The sequence below is a fragment of the Acetobacter pasteurianus subsp. pasteurianus LMG 1262 = NBRC 106471 genome (assembly GCF_000285275.1).
GTDB lineage: Bacteria > Pseudomonadota > Alphaproteobacteria > Acetobacterales > Acetobacteraceae > Acetobacter > Acetobacter pasteurianus.
In genome coordinates this window covers 1-14,748 of record NZ_CADO01000059.1, presented here as the reverse complement: position 1 = coordinate 14,748, position 14,748 = coordinate 1, and the positions used below count along the sequence as shown (strand labels likewise).

Annotated in this window: 18 protein-coding genes and 1 pseudogene; 8 read left to right on the top strand and 11 right to left on the bottom strand. The window is 51.5% G+C overall.

Annotation, left to right across the window (positions count from 1 at the left end):
- Nucleotides 1–438: 438 nt before the first annotated feature.
- The 3 genes from mobF to APA10_RS09405 all read right to left on the bottom strand — a co-directional run bounded on the left by mobF (nt 439) and on the right by APA10_RS09405 (nt 5,742).
- Nucleotides 439–3,645 carry a MobF family relaxase gene (gene mobF, locus APA10_RS09415; RefSeq protein WP_035366191.1) on the bottom strand — a complete coding sequence of 1,069 codons (3,207 nt, stop codon included), beginning with the start codon at nt 3,643–3,645 and terminating at the stop codon, nt 439–441.
- Nucleotides 3,642–3,950 carry a hypothetical protein gene (locus tag APA10_RS09410; RefSeq protein WP_035366192.1) on the bottom strand — a complete coding sequence of 103 codons (309 nt, stop codon included), beginning with the start codon at nt 3,948–3,950 and terminating at the stop codon, nt 3,642–3,644. Before APA10_RS09410 ends, mobF begins: the two co-directional genes overlap by 4 nt.
- 130 nt (nt 3,951–4,080) lie before the next feature.
- The gene (locus tag APA10_RS09405; protein WP_003630475.1) at nt 4,081–5,742 is read right to left on the bottom strand and encodes a Hint domain-containing protein; all 1,662 of its coding nucleotides are present in this window, start codon (nt 5,740–5,742) and stop codon (nt 4,081–4,083) included.
- 211 nt (nt 5,743–5,953) lie between these two features.
- Between APA10_RS09405 and APA10_RS15555 the strand changes: the two genes are divergently transcribed.
- Together APA10_RS15555 and APA10_RS15550 are read left to right on the top strand one after the other, a co-directional pair.
- Nucleotides 5,954–6,295 carry a recombinase family protein gene (locus tag APA10_RS15555; protein ID WP_003630476.1) on the top strand — a complete coding sequence of 114 codons (342 nt, stop codon included), beginning with the start codon at nt 5,954–5,956 and terminating at the stop codon, nt 6,293–6,295.
- Nucleotides 6,261–6,539 (top strand): helix-turn-helix domain-containing protein, encoded by a 279-nt coding sequence (locus APA10_RS15550; protein WP_307718999.1) that lies wholly within the window; start codon nt 6,261–6,263, stop codon nt 6,537–6,539. Before APA10_RS15555 ends, APA10_RS15550 begins: the two co-directional genes overlap by 35 nt.
- Nucleotides 6,540–6,621: 82 nt before the next feature.
- On the opposite strand, the gene APA10_RS15420 is transcribed toward APA10_RS15550, so the two are convergent.
- The 3 genes from APA10_RS15420 to APA10_RS09385 form a co-directional block, all read right to left on the bottom strand.
- The gene (locus APA10_RS15420; RefSeq protein ID WP_003630478.1) at nt 6,622–6,924 is read right to left on the bottom strand and encodes a WGR domain-containing protein; all 303 of its coding nucleotides are present in this window, start codon (nt 6,922–6,924) and stop codon (nt 6,622–6,624) included.
- A gap of 8 nt (nt 6,925–6,932) precedes the next feature.
- The gene (locus APA10_RS09390) at nt 6,933–7,211 is read right to left on the bottom strand and encodes an HU family DNA-binding protein (RefSeq protein ID WP_035366198.1); all 279 of its coding nucleotides are present in this window, start codon (nt 7,209–7,211) and stop codon (nt 6,933–6,935) included.
- Between the two features lie 94 nt (nt 7,212–7,305).
- The gene (locus APA10_RS09385; protein WP_003630480.1) at nt 7,306–8,052 is read right to left on the bottom strand and encodes a BRO-N domain-containing protein; all 747 of its coding nucleotides are present in this window, start codon (nt 8,050–8,052) and stop codon (nt 7,306–7,308) included.
- Nucleotides 8,053–8,453: 401 nt separating this feature from the next.
- Between APA10_RS09385 and APA10_RS09380 the strand changes: the two genes are divergently transcribed.
- The 6 genes from APA10_RS09380 to APA10_RS09355 all read left to right on the top strand — a co-directional run bounded on the left by APA10_RS09380 (nt 8,454) and on the right by APA10_RS09355 (nt 12,156).
- Nucleotides 8,454–9,224, top strand: a complete 771-nt coding sequence (locus APA10_RS09380) for a hypothetical protein (protein ID WP_003630481.1) — start codon at nt 8,454–8,456, stop codon at nt 9,222–9,224.
- 117 nt (nt 9,225–9,341) lie between these two features.
- The gene (locus tag APA10_RS09375) at nt 9,342–10,190 is read left to right on the top strand and encodes a hypothetical protein (protein ID WP_003630482.1); all 849 of its coding nucleotides are present in this window, start codon (nt 9,342–9,344) and stop codon (nt 10,188–10,190) included.
- Between the two features lie 2 nt (nt 10,191–10,192).
- Nucleotides 10,193–10,657, top strand: coding sequence for a hypothetical protein (locus APA10_RS09370; protein WP_003630483.1), 465 nt, complete (start codon nt 10,193–10,195; stop codon nt 10,655–10,657).
- Nucleotides 10,658–10,753: 96 nt separating this feature from the next.
- Complete coding sequence (locus tag APA10_RS09365) at nt 10,754–11,557, top strand: hypothetical protein (protein ID WP_003630484.1); 804 nt, start codon at nt 10,754–10,756, stop codon at nt 11,555–11,557.
- A gap of 59 nt (nt 11,558–11,616) precedes the next feature.
- Entirely contained in the window at nt 11,617–11,970 is a 354-nt protein-coding gene (locus APA10_RS09360) for a hypothetical protein (protein ID WP_089041174.1), read from the top strand.
- A 6-nt stretch (nt 11,971–11,976) separates the two neighbouring features.
- Nucleotides 11,977–12,156, top strand: coding sequence for a hypothetical protein (locus APA10_RS09355; protein WP_003630485.1), 180 nt, complete (start codon nt 11,977–11,979; stop codon nt 12,154–12,156).
- A gap of 63 nt (nt 12,157–12,219) precedes the next feature.
- Here the strand turns inward: APA10_RS09355 and APA10_RS14600 are convergent, their stop codons facing one another.
- The 5 genes and pseudogenes from APA10_RS14600 to APA10_RS09335 form a co-directional block, all read right to left on the bottom strand.
- Nucleotides 12,220–12,507, bottom strand: a complete 288-nt coding sequence (locus tag APA10_RS14600; protein ID WP_003630486.1) for a hypothetical protein — start codon at nt 12,505–12,507, stop codon at nt 12,220–12,222.
- Between the two features lie 247 nt (nt 12,508–12,754).
- The gene (locus APA10_RS09350) at nt 12,755–13,288 is read right to left on the bottom strand and encodes a hypothetical protein (protein WP_035366195.1); all 534 of its coding nucleotides are present in this window, start codon (nt 13,286–13,288) and stop codon (nt 12,755–12,757) included.
- Between the two features lie 68 nt (nt 13,289–13,356).
- Nucleotides 13,357–13,746, bottom strand: a pseudogene (locus APA10_RS09345) (PIN domain-containing protein); the annotation flags it as partial.
- A 65-nt stretch (nt 13,747–13,811) separates the two neighbouring features.
- Nucleotides 13,812–13,934, bottom strand: coding sequence for a PIN domain-containing protein (locus APA10_RS15495; RefSeq protein WP_276325081.1), 123 nt, complete (start codon nt 13,932–13,934; stop codon nt 13,812–13,814).
- On the bottom strand, nt 13,931–14,203 hold the full coding sequence (locus tag APA10_RS09335; protein WP_035367588.1) for an antitoxin: 273 nt from the start codon (nt 14,201–14,203) through the stop codon (nt 13,931–13,933). The genes APA10_RS15495 and APA10_RS09335 overlap by 4 nt, the downstream gene beginning before the upstream one ends.
- Between the last annotated feature and the right edge of the window lie 545 nt (nt 14,204–14,748).

Here is a 14,748-nt window from a genome sequence, read left to right as displayed (position 1 = left end):
CATCCACATCGCTGCCGCAGCAGACTGGATCAAGCCCTAACAGGCCCTAATCTGATATTCAGACTATGGCTCACATTCATAGGAAGCTGAATAACTCGTTCTAAGTCTTATGGCTGGACGAACCGGCCACCTGAATCACGTTGATAACGGACTCACGCGCTCCGGCATCTGCTTTGATATTCGCAAGCTCAGCTTGATGATCCAGTTCCTCGGCAGTCATATCTCGTCTTGGGAACAGAGTTGCCCTTACTGCAGATCACACAGGTGATGTTGATACTGACGATGCCGGATCCTCAATGCGAGCAATTTTGCCTAGAATGCCCACGCCCAAACCCAATAGCACTAAGAAAACGAACAAAACCAGAAAGAGCATGAGGGCTTCCTTTATGCCAAGGCTTTACAAGGTCATTATGACATCAGCAAAGCCTGGTGCAAGTTTCAGGACACAGAGGGAGATGATTGGCCGGAAGGTTTCATAGTCACGATTTTTGCGTATTGATGACGAATATCTTTTTCCTGACGGCTCATCACTTCGGGAGCTTGTTCCAGTATTTTCTTTAATTCACTATCAAGCCGCCTAATCAAGTCGGGATGTGCGGCGTTAATCTGGCGGCCTCTTAGCGCCATCTGGTTCTCACGACCAATATCCCGGCCCTCAATACGGGCTTTCTCTATTTTCCGGCCGATCTCAATGAGTTCACGGACTCTCTTGTCTCGATCTTTTTTCTTCCGAAAAGGCAGATCCATACCCAAAGCCTTATAGGGCTTATTTGCCATTTTTTTAGCAACATAATCCCACAACTGGTCACTCGTGATAGGTTCCTGATCCCCCAGTGCGCGACCGTTCCTGACCGCCTCAAAGGTCGCACCATCAGATATCATCGTCCAGGTTGTTCCTCGGGCACGACTTTCCGCCACATAAGTTGTAAACCCCGTCGCCAGATCGACACCGCGCGGCATGGCATTGATATGTTCATCAGAGGTCAGACCTTGGGCGGCATCAATTGTCATGGCATGACCAAATCCCAACAGAACACGATTTGAGCGAGGATCTGATAGCCGGCGCCATTCCACTTGTGCTTCCTGCCCATCCGCGAGCCTCAATTTCAGCCCTTTGTCAGATGCACTGAGAACCTCACAGATATCTCCGTTATTCCCTACCCAGGTGCGCTTATCTCCAACAAGCCCCCAGACCCGACGATACAGTCGCACCTTGTCTCCAGCAGCAAGAGCCATGTCATACTCTTCGCCACGCTGATCAATGGCTTTGATGATCTTTTGGTCTGCACCAATATCACCGCGCTTCTGCAAGACCTGGCGTACCGCAAGACTGAGATCAGCAGCATCTTTGTTCGTCAGCGCTGACATGGTGATCGTCTTGAATGACCCATCAGCCTTGGGGCCTTGGGCCTTTAGAGCATCTTTACGGGACACGTAGTGTTGAGCGATGGTCTCCAGAACATTCTGATGGTCTCCTGTGACCAAACTGATGCTGCCGTCCTGGCGCTTCATCTCGATGGCCTGCCTGACTTCCTCGGTATGGAAACGGTTTCTGATGTCATCATCACGGTCCTCATCAGTCTCGGCGGCGACGGCTTTGCCCTTGGTCTCAAGTGCTTTAAGCTGCTCATCACTAGGCTCTTCACCGCGAAAAAGAGCCGCAATATCACGATTGCGCTTAGTTTTCTGACGTACTGTGGACAGGAGTTCGGCCTGATCATCAGGCTCCAGCACTCTCTTGATTATTTCAAGAGCATCACCGGCCTCGATAGCCTGTGCCTGTTCTCTGTCACCCATCATACGTAAAGTCAGTCCCGTATCACGCTGCAGCTCAAGCAGTCGTAGCATCTGACGCGGCGCCACTTGCCCGACTTCGTCAAGAGCTATGACGGTATGCTCATCCAACGTGAGGTCGCCCCGATCAATACGGGCCAAAAATGGGGAAAGCGCATAGGTTTCCTCAATACCAGCATCTTTCATGGCATCGGCCTGGCGCCACGCATTGGCCACACCAATGATGCGCCGTCCTGATGGGTTGGCCTCTGTATCATTGCGCCATGCGTCCACAAGAGGCTTCAGAAGGGTGGTCTTGCCGGCACCAGCAACCCCCGTAAGCATCGCTATCCTACCGCTCTGCCCCAAGGTATGAACGGCTTTACGCTGCGCCTGCCCATGCTCCGAGGTAAAGTCCAGACCTGAGCGGGCAATCGCATCCTCAATGGCTTCTTTTCCGAGAGCCCCGCTCCGATCGGATGCAGCACGAGCAATATGAATGGCGAGATCTTCTTCCAGTCTGATTTGCTCAGTATGTGTGACACGCTCACGCTCGCCCTTCATCTTAATAACGAGTTGAACCTTCTGGCCACGAACCTCAATACCGCGTTTTTCCGTCAGATCAACCACGTCATCTATGTCAGAAATTCCGCCTTCAATACCGGTCGCTATAAGACCACGGGCGGCATAGGTTCGCAGTTTCTGGTGATCGATAACTGCGGCTGTTTCAAATTCCTCACCAAGATGTCTGGCAACGAAACGCCATGCCTGATCAAGCCTCTGGTGGCGATCTAACCCCGGATCGATCTCCGGTCCCATCAGGCTTTGATCAACCCAACCCAGCTCCTTGGCCTGTCGCTTCCAGATATCGTGGTCGTCAGCGTCCAGATCCTTACCCAAACGAGCAGCCAGTCCTGCCATAGAAAGCATCTTCTGCTTCCGCTCAATTGACAGTTGGTCCCATTCTAGACCTTGTTCCGAGGCGTAGGACTGAGCAGCTTTCAGGACGTTGCGGCGACCTTTGCTGAAAAAATCCGAAATCTCCTGAGGTACTGCGGAGACGACGGTCGCCTGTTCATTGGCGTCATACGTCTGGTCAATGCCAATTTTACGCAATTCCTGAGCAAGAATAGCTTGGAAGTAGGCACCAAACTCATGCACACGGGACCGGAGCTGTTTTGTGTCCAAAGAGCCAACATGACCGTCGTCTGTAACAACCATGTTGAACATCGTGTTATGAAAATGGGCATGAGGATCACCACCAGCCGGCGTATCAATCAGGTAGGTCTGATTGCTCTCAGGGTCTAACGCCTCGACTGTTGGGCGTGCTGTTGTATGGCGGTAAGTCACCCATGTCACATGACCTTCTTCAGCGCCGTCTTTCCCTCCCCGGCCCCGTCTGGCCAGTCCCAATTCACGGGCAACATACCGCATTGTTTCGTCGTTAGCGATCTGCATTGCATGCCAGATAGCGGCGCGCTCTGCATCAGTTTCGGCAAACTCTGCCGCCAGTGTGACGGACTTATGAGGGGCCAATGTCAGATCATAGGCGCTAATTTTGCGCTGGTGCGCCGACCACTCCTCTCCATTGTCAGCCCGTTTGGCTTCATAGAGACGGGAAAGCTGTTCTCGGGTGGGAGGCTTGAAACGGTCAATGCCTAATGCCTCAGCAGCCCGCCACGGCATATCTGGACGCCAGGACGCACGACCATCACGACCGGTATAATAATTTGTCAAACGTGCGCCGTCGCTGTCAGGCGTCTTGGTCGGATCCAGACGGCAGTCACTCTCAGGATCAGGAATATCCTGTAGATAGTAATTAGAGATTATCCGCCCTCTGCAGGCCGCCGAGATTTTCCGAAAGGTCATCATTCCTCTGCACCTTCCTCTCCCGCTGCATCCGGGTGAGAACGTGGCGTACGTCCTTCAAGAAGATCCAGCGATGCGCCTGTGGTATGGTCAATGCGGCGAAGAACAGGTCTTTGGTCGGCTATGAGGGTGACAATTCGCGCCAGCAGATCATCCAGCGATGGACCCTCTCGTTCTTCTGGGGTCAGCAGTTCGAGTATGAGCGTCTGGCGTTGATGCAGAGCACGCAGTGATTCATGGATCGCATCAAACTGCTCATCAACGTGAGCACGCCATTCTGCCGTTGTTGGTTCCGAAGGCTTTGTCATCACATTCTATCCTGTAGACCCGAAATTGAAGCCTCAGGATCAGGAATGATGATGCGACAGAAAAGAAAAAAGAAGGCTTTCCCGATCCCAGGAAAGCCCTCTCTTTACGACTCAGACTATGCAGATACTGTTAGGCAGACTGCAACTTCATGTCAGAGTTTTTCTTTGTGTCGAGCAGATAAGGACCTGCAGCACGGATGGTCATGGAGAGGATGCCCATTTTTCCATGGATCAGGTGATCTCCTAGCGGCAGCTCTGCATCACCATTGGTCCATGCGCAGTCTGTCCAGTCGGTATCGTACCACCCTGCAGGCTTTTCCTCCTGAAGATGTGCCGTGATATCAAACTGTCGTTTGGCACACTGAAGATGCACATCCGCAACGGCAACACCCATGGAGCGACGATCATCCACAAACGGGCCAATCACGTCTGCTGGGCGGCTAGCACGGGATACGATACGAACAGACTGGGTATCAGGCGGCAACATGAAGCTGTAGTGTTGTGCCGTCTTACGCATCGGACGCACAACGCCTCCTTTATCTGTCACCAGATGTAAGTCCGGATCGTTAGTCAATTCTGCATTATGGTCGGGTATCTGACATCCCATCACACTATTTTCACGCCATTCCAGAGCACGAAACAGTGGTTCCACAAAGGACTGCTCCACGCCCAGCGGGGCACCGGCATCATCTTCCCAACTTTTTACTGCACCTCGCAATGTAGCAATCTTGCATGCCTGACGGAAGGACGCACGATTACCTGTATCGAGATAGCTTTCGGTCAACATGCCATCAGCAGTGATGACGGAATGCTGTTCAGTTTCGACATGATAGTAGTCGTAGGAGGTAATGGATTTATCGTAGAAGATGGAGACACCATTGACCAGCATACGGACAGGTACAAACCGATCTCTAAAGAATAGGCAATGCTCAGCAGTAATCAGCATGTCCTTATAGGGTACACCATCAGCAATCGCGTCTTTGAGGATACGCACAGGCCAGCCGGCCTCATCGTCATGGAGTTCAGGCTGGACAACGGCACGGGCCTTACCAACCCAGACGACGGGTCGCACGATGTCCTTATTGTTTTTCCAATCAAATGCAACGAGCTTATCACCAATCTGGATGTCTTCAACGGCGACATCCCCTTTGGATGTGCGGATCATGCTGCCTGTCAAAAAGCATGTGACTGTTAATGTATTTCCGTCAAAGTGATAATCGGAAGCATCGTAACCTTTTGCCAATGTCACATTGGCTTTAACGGTACCACTCTGATCAAGTATCTGAGTACCATCATCACTTAAATGTAAAGTTGATGTATTACCATCATCAAAAATAACTTTATCACGCGGTGAAAGGTTTTCAACCTTCAGGACTTGATTATTATTTGTTATTTTCAAAGTATTGTAGAGATCAGGATTAGATGGCGAGGAACCAAAAGAAACTGGAGCCGTGACTGTGCCCACAGTTAAAGCACCACCGTCTTTAATCGTAACCGCTTTTCCTGATAATGTTCCATTAACAGAAAAATTAGGATTAGTTATTGTTAGCGAGCCGTTATTGGTAAGGTCACCATGATCCACTAAATAGCCATTCCCGGCGAGAGTTACATTACCTTCAACAGTAATTGCACTCGCTGTAAATGCTGAACCGGCATTATCACCTTCACCCCAGCTAGTCGTCCCAGTATTGATCTGAAGAGTAATGGGTGAAGATGTACCATCAAGAATAATACTATCAACGTGGTCTGTAGAATAATCCCATATACCACTTTTATTGATTGTTGTTGCCATTCTCCAAACTCCTGATTTGCGCAAAACAATCAAGACAATATTTTTCTAACGTTATTTATTTTGATGTTGCATTTTTTGTTTCACCTATATAAACAATTTCTTCGTAGTTGAATCTGTAAATTGCCACCCCCGGCGTTTGCGCAAATCAGGAATTGCGCACACTTTTAACCTACGTTATGCCTTGGCCATCGTCACTTCAGGATGGCAAACAGTGTCTCATAAAATTGGGTATGCTCGTGTCAGCACAATCGGTCAGACACTGGACATGCAGATTCAATCTCTTACAGATTATGGCTGCACGAAAATATTCCGAGAAAAAGCAAGTGGGGCTGACGCAGAGCGCATCCAGCTCCAGAAACTGCTCAAGAGCCTATCAAAAGGTGAGACCGATGTTGTCACCCGCATTGACCGTCTGGCGAGAAGCACCTTTGATCTCTTCGGAATTGTCAAAGAAATCACTCAGAAAGGAGCACAATTCTGCTCCATAGCAGAACCCTGGGCGGATACTGCGTCGTCTGATGCTGGCTGTATTGGGGGAACTTGCCGATGTTGAGCGTGACCTGATCAGAACACGTACTGCGGAAGGGCGCTTACGTGCGACCCGACTAGGTGTCAAAATGGGTCGCCCGGCAGTCATCACACAAAAACAGAGACATGAAATAGTGCGTCGGCGTCAAAATGGGGAAACGTTAAAAGCAATAGCCCAGAACTACGGGATCAGTCCTGGAACAGTCTCACGAATTGTCACCGGTGCAGATAGTCATCGCAGCCGTAAACACCCTACAAACGAAAACTAAGCCTGAAAGAAATTGTGCCACAATACCTCACCGCATCTGGTTACAACCTGCTGGATATAGACTTCCCAGATAAGAAGAACAGTCAAGATCGCACGATATAACCGCGCTTGAGCTTTTTGCGGAATAAAACCGCAAGCTGATTGGCTGCAGCGCCGGCATCTGGGAAAGGGTCATGTTTTACCTTTCCGGGAGCCCCTATCCTGCCCCATCGGCGGATAAGCACCGCGCCACCGAACAGATCCGGTTGAATGGAAAGATCATAGTAGCGCCACATGTTGCAAGGTGGAGATATGCGCACCAAAGAAACGGCATCCGGAAAAAGAGGAAGTTGCAGGAACTCTCCATCTGACAACACCAGATCATTCCGCCGCTTCTGTGGTGCCACGGATGGTCTTATTTTCCCGTCAGAGCATCCTTGACGGCCTTTGCTGGCGTAAAGGCGAGTTTACGGGATGCAGGAATCACCAGATCAGCGCCCGTTTGCGGATTACGCCCTTTGCGCTCGGCAGTGTGGCGCACAACAAATTTTCCAAAGCCAGGAATGGTTGTTTCTTCGCCTTTGCTGGCAGCCTCAGTGATCGCAGCAAAAACGGTTTCCAAAACCGCTTTTGCATCCTTCTTCTGAATATCCGTTGTAGCAACAATACGTTCAATCAAGTCCTGGCTGTTCATCTGATGTCCCAACATGAGTAATGGTGGACTGGAAGATAGTAGATTTAACAACCTGACTACAAGAGCTTACCTTCCAGTCTCACGATGCTAGAATTTATGACCTTACTGATGATGCAGACGTTACCGGCTCAAAGTAGGGACCCGTACCCAGCTTATCATCAAGTAGCCGCATCACAGCTGACAAACGGCACATATACTGGCGCATTTGGTCAGACCTCTCACTATTCTGTCCAAGAGCAAACCAACTGATTTGCACAAGCTTCACCAGATGAATGAGTTCCAGAATATCCAGATCATAGGACCACGGGCGTTTGGCCTCGCTTAGTGCTCTTTCAACGGAGAACTTTCCGTTCATGCGGGTCACCAGGTGTCGGGTTGCTTGATAGATATCACCCTCTTTCAACTCCGCCAGAAGACGCAGATCTGCCGCGCTGATCTCAAGCTTGGGTGAGCCATTGTCGGCCTGCGCACCTGCATCAGGCCGGTATTCTCCCGTGCGACGGATCTGTGGCAAGACCTCTTCCGTCACCCAACGCCGAAACTTCTTGGCCACGGGTTTTCTGGAAGCAAACGTGAGATGATACGCGCCACTCTCGCTCACGATATGGGTTTTTTGTGGCCCACCAGCCGTTGGGATCAAAACGAAGGCAGATTCATCATCGTCTAATCTAGAAACAGCGGCTCTCGAACGAGAGAGTCCTAAAGCGAGGCAAACATCCATAGCGACAAACCACCGTTGACCGTCCTTTTGTATGGATCGAATTGAAGCTGCTTCGAAGGTCAATATAGGCAAAGCCTCAATCGTTCCTGTCTTTGTTACCTCATCTTTGGTTGCAATCATTGAATTGTCCTCTTCTGGTACGGCTCCTCTCAGTATGGAGTGTGCCGTTCAGAAGGGATTTCATCGTGTCATCATGCGACGGAAAATACACAAATCCACTATCCGGCATCCTAACTGATTTTACGTAGTGAACCGCAAATTCAAGTCGAGTGAATCATTTCTGGCAACCAAGTTTCAGCACAAAGGTAGCCATTAGTAATGGCATCCTTTCTCCGTTCGCCCAATCCTGGCGGCGAAGCCGCCGCACTGAGGGTGCAATGGTGTATGAAGGCCCTGAAATATGTGTGGTCAAAGTGTGGACAGATCATAGGTCAGAGTGAGGTCGAAAGTTAGGTCAATGCAGGGGCAGATCAATGGTCAGAGCTAGGTCTAGATGAGGTCGATGTTGGGGCCTCTTCCTTGTGAAGAGCTTTCTCGTCGCATCATCGCAGGCAATTTTCTCCGACAAGGAGGAGAGCAACGTGTCAAAAGGTATAGAAAAACTCCGAGCCCGAACGATGAAACAACATGCATCCTGCCGGGCTGGTAAGCTCTATCGATGGTTATTCGAGCATCACGAAACGATCCGCCAGGCGAGAGATGACAACATTAGTTGGGAGGAAATAGCTGAAGCAGCCCGAGCAGACGGGATCTCAATCGTATCGGATCGTCCTGGGCGCAAACTCATTCAGTGGAAATGGAAACGTGTCTGTTTGGCGCTTAGTAAGCTTACCCAACCAAGGAGCAATAATGACGTAGCCGACCGAGTTGCCGACAGGCCCATCATGCCCAGCCGTCTGCCATCTGACTGGACACCAGAATTCGTGGAGATAACCCAACCTGACGCTCAACCCGTCCAGCAAGCACCACAAAGTCAGGCTTTGACGGTCAAGCGCGACATACTGCCGGCCAACGCCTCCAAGACTATGAAGGAGAAAATAGACAAAGCCCGCTTCACCCTTGGTCAGGCGAAATTCGACCTCACGATGGCAAAAGAACAGATCCGGCTGAACGACAGTCAGGGTGCTCCAATGCTTGCAAAGGAAGGGGAAGCAAAACTCCCAGGGCTGCGGGAGATCATCAAGCAAAGACGGGCCATTTATGACCGCCTCCTTGCTGGTGAGGATGTTCCCGACGAAGAGCTGGAATTCAAATCGCCTCGTGAGAGAGAAGAAGAACAATATTCTGACTGAGCGGGCTTTTTGAATTTTTTTTCCAGAAATCCTATCTGGTCGCATGATGACACGATGAAATCCTTCTGAACGGCACACTCCTTACTGAGAAGAGCCTTACCAGAAGAGGACGATTCAATGACTGCAACCAAAGTGGACCCAGCTCAGGCCAAACCCGCCAAGCCTGCCCGTACAAACCCCCCCGTGCTCCTGACTGCGGTTGGTCGGCAGCGCACTGGCAAGACTGTTTTCCTGAATGCGTTGACTGAAACCGTTACACGTCAAGGAGGCGATGTGGAGGTCTGGAACACGGATCACCTGAATGTCTCCCACTCCATCTCGCACTTCCATCCCAATGCAAAGAAACCTGCTACCGGCAATCTCAAGGAACAGAAATCCTGGCTGGAGCAACAGATCGAAGGCATGGTGAAGCGACAGAAGGACGTGATACTCGATATCGGCGGCGGATGGACGGCCTTCCACGAAATCATCAACGGCACCCCTCTTGTGCCGCAACTGTCCAAACTGGGGATCAAGGTCGTTGTGGTCTATATGCTCGGCACAGAACTGGCTGACGCGGACTATCTGCAGGATCTTCAGGAGAAACGGCGCTTCCTTCCCGGCCACAGCATCATCGTGATGAACCGTGGCTTGCTGCCGCTGGGTTACACAAACAACAGCCACTTCGACAAAATCCGTCAGACACCGGCAGTCATGAACGCCACGGTAGATGCGTCAGATGACGATGGCGGAATTTACTTCTTGCCAGAGTTGGACGGTATGGACGAAATCACGGACCGCCGCATGTCCTACGCAGACTTCATTGATGACAAGAACGTCGAGGGCCATCCACCCAGCGGTCTTTTTGACCGGATGCGCGCAGAAGTCTGGTTTCATCGCTCTTTTCCCGAGTTTCTTGCACAGATTGACCCTAGCCTCCTTCCCGACATGCCCAAAGGTCTGCCTGTCCCGAAAGACTTTGAGTAGCCATGAGTCAGAAAAACGACAGACAGCCGGACAATCCACCCACTCCCGCGCAGGCAATTGAGGAGCTGAAGCATGCGCTTCAGCACTTCACTGTCAGGCCGGATACTGCGAACGGGCGTTTCTTCTTGGCCATACTGGCCGTGCTAGAGGCACAAAACCGCACACTCGAAGCGATGCCCATGTGCCTGAATGAGGCTCTCGTCCTGGTTAAAGCAGAACGCCGCTCAATCGAGCTGACCTTGCAGGACGGTGTGGATGCTGCGAAGGCGCTGAACCAGATCAACGAACGGATGGTTGAGCAACGCATTCTGGATGTCGTCAGCAAGGTTTTCCAATCCTTGCAACCTGAGATCAGTCGGCGGGCAAAATTGATCGCCGACCGGTATCAATGGCGATCCACTGGCCTCATCATTTTCTGGGGAATGGTGCTTGTTCTCATCGGTTTCGTTCTGGGGCGTCTTCCATGAAAGTGTGACCATAATGGACACACTTTCCCTACCCTCTCTTTTTTTAATTCCGTCGCATGATGATGGGGAAAAATCACTGCATCGCAACCAGAGGAGATGCTCGTGAGAAAGAGACGATCCGCATGGAAGGTCTGGCCTGTGCTTGGCTCTTCCTTCTTTATTTATCCTGCATTGGCACAGACCGTCAATGTCCCTGCAGGTCTGCCGCCAACGGTCAATGCAACCTATCAGGAAGTTGGGATGGGAGGCTGGACACCACCGACCTCCTCAACAACACAGCAGATTAGTGGAAGTGGGTCCGTAGTCTCTACAACCACAACAAACGGCAGCAGTACGGATGCTCTGCAATCGATGTATTCCCAGTCATGGGGATATGCAGCAGCCCAAAATGCCAGCACCCTTGGGGTCAACCCAGATGCTCTGGCGGCGACGTGCGTTGTCGAGTCAGGATGTCGTAACGTTTATACAGCAAATGGCAACTCATCCATTACTGGTGCATTTCAAATGTCGAACGGCACCTACAATGAAGCTCTGCAAAAAGCGTTGGCCTCTAACCCTAGCCTTGCATCCAGTATCACCAACACGGGCGTTTCTGGCCAGCAAGATCCGGCCACACAGGCGGTTGCTGCAGCACAATATCTCAAGGATGCTGCAACATCGCTTCAAAATGCTGGGATAAGCAACCCAACCGCCCTAGACACACGAGCCTATTACAATTTCGGCCCACAGAGAGGCGCGCAAATCGCTACTGCGAATGACAGCGCATTGATGTCCAGTTATGTTCCCAGTAACCAGCTTGCTAGCAACGGAATCTCATCAGGTGAAACAGTCGGTCAGTGGAAATCTTCCATCGCCGCAAAGATGGGCTCCGCCGCCAGTTCTCCAATTCTCAGCTCGTAGGATAAGACAGCATGACACTGAAACATCTACGTCTCGCCTTAGGAATGGCGATCTTGCACATGACGCCTGTAATCGTGATGGCTGCAGAACATAAGCCTATCAAGCCGGTATCGGGATCTGTCTGTATGGCGCTTGATGCGCCTGATTCTGTCATGATGAATTTTGATCATCCCATCCCGCTCCAGACTGAGCCTCGCGATGGAGCGCCGATGATAGCACCAGCGCTTGGTGTTCTACCCGTAGCCACGAACGTTCCAGAAACGAATGGCTATGTTCAGAGCATGAACCTTGCATTCAAGACTGGATGGGTTCCAGCCAAATATGTCAAACCCTATGCTAAGGTTCATCCGGGGAACACATGTACGCCCTACGTAATGGATGACGGGAAGCTAGGATTCGTTTTCGGGCATTAGGCCAACATGGATCTTCTTGCGTTACTGCTCCTGCCCTGTATGGCGTCTGCGCTCATCTTCACGGGTGGGCGAAAATATGAAGCCAGCAATAGCTTTATCCAACGCAGGCAAGCAGTCGGCCTCACCATAGCTGAAGCAGTGACGTTGGGCATGGTGATTGCCAAAGCCTATCTCTCTGGACACTGAAAGCGTCTTCTGCATCAGTTCTGTCCCACAGAAAAGCCGCCCTATGGCGGCTTTTTTTGTGGTTCAGACGGTGATCAGGCTGTGTTCCTGAAAAGCCGGGTCATGCAATCGTTTACGGGGTGAGGGACGCGCTAGAATTGCAGCTTCCAGATCGAGCAACCATGCTGAGAGATCTGGAGGCAATGACGATGTCCCGGCAATGGCACGTCGAAACTGTGTGCGATGCATATCGCATCTCTCGGCCGCGAGACGTTCTGTCCAGCCCAACACCATGAGACACTGGAACAGTCGGCGGCCTGAAAGCCGTAGAGCTGGGCGTTCGGAAGAAGAGGGGGTGTCTGTCGTTTTCATAGTGTGATGTTGGCTGGCCATGATGCGACCGACCAACCTTCAGATGGGTTTTAGCCCTGAATTATGAATGCCCTGAGCAGCCGCTTCCAAAATGGCACCCCTTCTGCCCTCCATGTCCGCTGGAGTTGCCGATCAGCTGCAAGGGTGTCCCACAGCAAAGGTGAGACAGACAGCCTCTCTCGTCGGGATGCACCTTCTCTGCGTTGCCGTTTCCGCTCCTTGCGGATCATGATTGCACGGGCAAGATTCATGACATACCTCTCTCGCAAACTGGACTGCCGCCGTAGAGCTTTTCCACGATGCCGATAACCTCTGACCCAGGCACTGTAACGGTCCAGTATGTTCCATTCCTGCCGACCTTGCTCACGTTGCAATCGTCAATCATCCAGTGCTTTTCCATGGATGTGTCGGGGGTCACGAAGATGGCGCGTCCGGCAGACAATTCCGTCTCCGGATGCCCTGACAGCCACAGAACGTCTGAACTGTCTTCGTGCTTCGGATCGTGAGGCTCAATCCCGGAAACCCTGGCGCCCAGCAAAGCCACTATTTTCAAGGATACGTGATAGCACTCTTCCAAGGACTTCGCATAACCCGCTGGTTTTTGCTCGACAGTGATGGTCAGGGGCAAAGAGGGATCGAAATTTTTTTCTCTCCGGACTGCTTTCATGAGACTGCCGAATTGTGCTTCAGCCTCATCTTCCGCCACAGTCATAGAGACAATCGTCTCTGGCTGATAAACCTCTCTCGGCACCTGACGCTCCTTTGTCTGTAAAACCGTCATCTTTTCAGACAGTCTGGTTAGTTCTTCTTGTTATGCTGACCGTTTGTTTCTTCAGGGGCAAAAGACAGTCACGTCCCATCCTCCAGCCAGTTTTCAACCTTCAAGCCTTGGATGCGCATAAACTCACGTGTGTTGTTCGTCACCAGGGTCGCCTTGAGGGTGTAGGCGTGAGCCGCGATCAGCAGATCATTCATGCCGATCGTCTGCCCTGCGGCTTCGAGTTCGGCACGGATGCCACCGTATTCACCGTCAGCAGGAATATCGAATGGCAGCACAGGGATAAACTCCAGCACGCTCTCAACCCGGTTTAACAACTTCGCAGAGCCTTTTTTTGCGCATCCATAACGCAACTCAGCAGCCACAATGATGCTGGTGCAAAGGTCGCCGGGGTCGATAAGCTCAATGCGTTGCGCACATAAGCCCGAAGGATCGCGAACCAGATCACTGATGATGTTGGTATCAAGAAGATAGGTGGCTCCTCAATTCTTACGCTGAGAAAATTCTCATTCAAAAGTCACTCTTTTTATGGGGGGATTACCGTGCAAAGATCGCCGGGGTCGATAAGCTCAATGCGTTGCGCACATAAGCCGGAAGGATTGCGAACCAGATCACTGATGATGTTGGTATCAAGAAGATAGGTGCTCACAGAATATCTTCCGGTGTGGCGGCAACGTCCTGAATATCAGGAAAATCATCTTCGGGACTGAGCTGCGGCTCTTCACGCCATGCCATGAGAAGCTCCTTCAGCGTAGAAGGCGTTTTCACTGGCTCCAGAACGAGTTTCTCACCGTCACGGCGGATCAGCACCCGGTCTCCTGGCATTTGAAATTCAACCGGAATCCGCACTGCCTGACTGCGGTTGTTCCAGAACAGTTTTACTTCGCGTGGTCGGGGAGTCACTTTAGGAACTGGCATAATGGCCTCCTGTGCGTATATCCCTAATTGTATATGCCAAACACTCAGGCTTCAAGCCTTTTGATTGCCTTCAGAGGTGACCAACGACTACCCCATCCTGCCCCCGCAAGTAGTGCACCATGTATTCCGCTCCTGCGAGTGAGAGGGGCTCAGCAAGACCCCGCAACCCTTCCACAAGAGCCTCGCCACGACGTGCGGCGATAAAGGCCAGCGCACTGCCTCTTGAAAAGGGCCTGAAGGACTCATCTCCACGCAACTGCAACCGGAGTGGAACAAGGTCTGCCAGACCGCGTGCAACAGGAGGGATCGAAGAACCGTTGGTTGATGCGCTTGGCCGGTACTGCGGTTGTTCCAGAACAGTTTTACTTCGCGTGGTCGGGGAGTCACTTTAGGAACTGGCATAAGGCCCTCCTGTGTGTATATCCCTTATTGTATATGCCAAACACTCAGGCTTCAAGCCTTTTGATTGCCTTCAGAGGTGGCCAACGACCACCCCATCCTGCCCCCGCAAGTAGTGCACCATGTATTCCGCTCCTGCGAGTGAG

Coding starts and splice junctions, on each gene's coding strand:
- APA10_RS14600 (WP_003630486.1), bottom strand. CDS start 12,507: ATGAAAACGACAGACACCCCCTCTTCTTCCGAACGCCCAGCTCTACGG.
- APA10_RS09350 (WP_035366195.1), bottom strand. CDS start 13,288: ATGACGGTTTTACAGACAAAGGAGCGTCAGGTGCCGAGAGAGGTTTAT.
- APA10_RS09360 (WP_089041174.1), top strand. CDS start 11,617: ATGACGCCTGTAATCGTGATGGCTGCAGAACATAAGCCTATCAAGCCG.
- APA10_RS09335 (WP_035367588.1), bottom strand. CDS start 14,203: ATGCCAGTTCCTAAAGTGACTCCCCGACCACGCGAAGTAAAACTGTTC.
- APA10_RS09405 (WP_003630475.1), bottom strand. CDS start 5,742: ATGGCAACAACAATCAATAAAAGTGGTATATGGGATTATTCTACAGAC.
- APA10_RS09410 (WP_035366192.1), bottom strand. CDS start 3,950: ATGACAAAGCCTTCGGAACCAACAACGGCAGAATGGCGTGCTCACGTT.
- mobF (WP_035366191.1), bottom strand. CDS start 3,645: ATGATGACCTTTCGGAAAATCTCGGCGGCCTGCAGAGGGCGGATAATC.
- APA10_RS09365 (WP_003630484.1), top strand. CDS start 10,754: ATGCTCGTGAGAAAGAGACGATCCGCATGGAAGGTCTGGCCTGTGCTT.
- APA10_RS09375 (WP_003630482.1), top strand. CDS start 9,342: ATGACTGCAACCAAAGTGGACCCAGCTCAGGCCAAACCCGCCAAGCCT.
- APA10_RS09385 (WP_003630480.1), bottom strand. CDS start 8,052: ATGATTGCAACCAAAGATGAGGTAACAAAGACAGGAACGATTGAGGCT.
- APA10_RS09390 (WP_035366198.1), bottom strand. CDS start 7,211: ATGAACAGCCAGGACTTGATTGAACGTATTGTTGCTACAACGGATATT.
- APA10_RS09370 (WP_003630483.1), top strand. CDS start 10,193: ATGAGTCAGAAAAACGACAGACAGCCGGACAATCCACCCACTCCCGCG.
- APA10_RS09355 (WP_003630485.1), top strand. CDS start 11,977: ATGGATCTTCTTGCGTTACTGCTCCTGCCCTGTATGGCGTCTGCGCTC.
- APA10_RS15550 (WP_307718999.1), top strand. CDS start 6,261: ATGCTGGCTGTATTGGGGGAACTTGCCGATGTTGAGCGTGACCTGATC.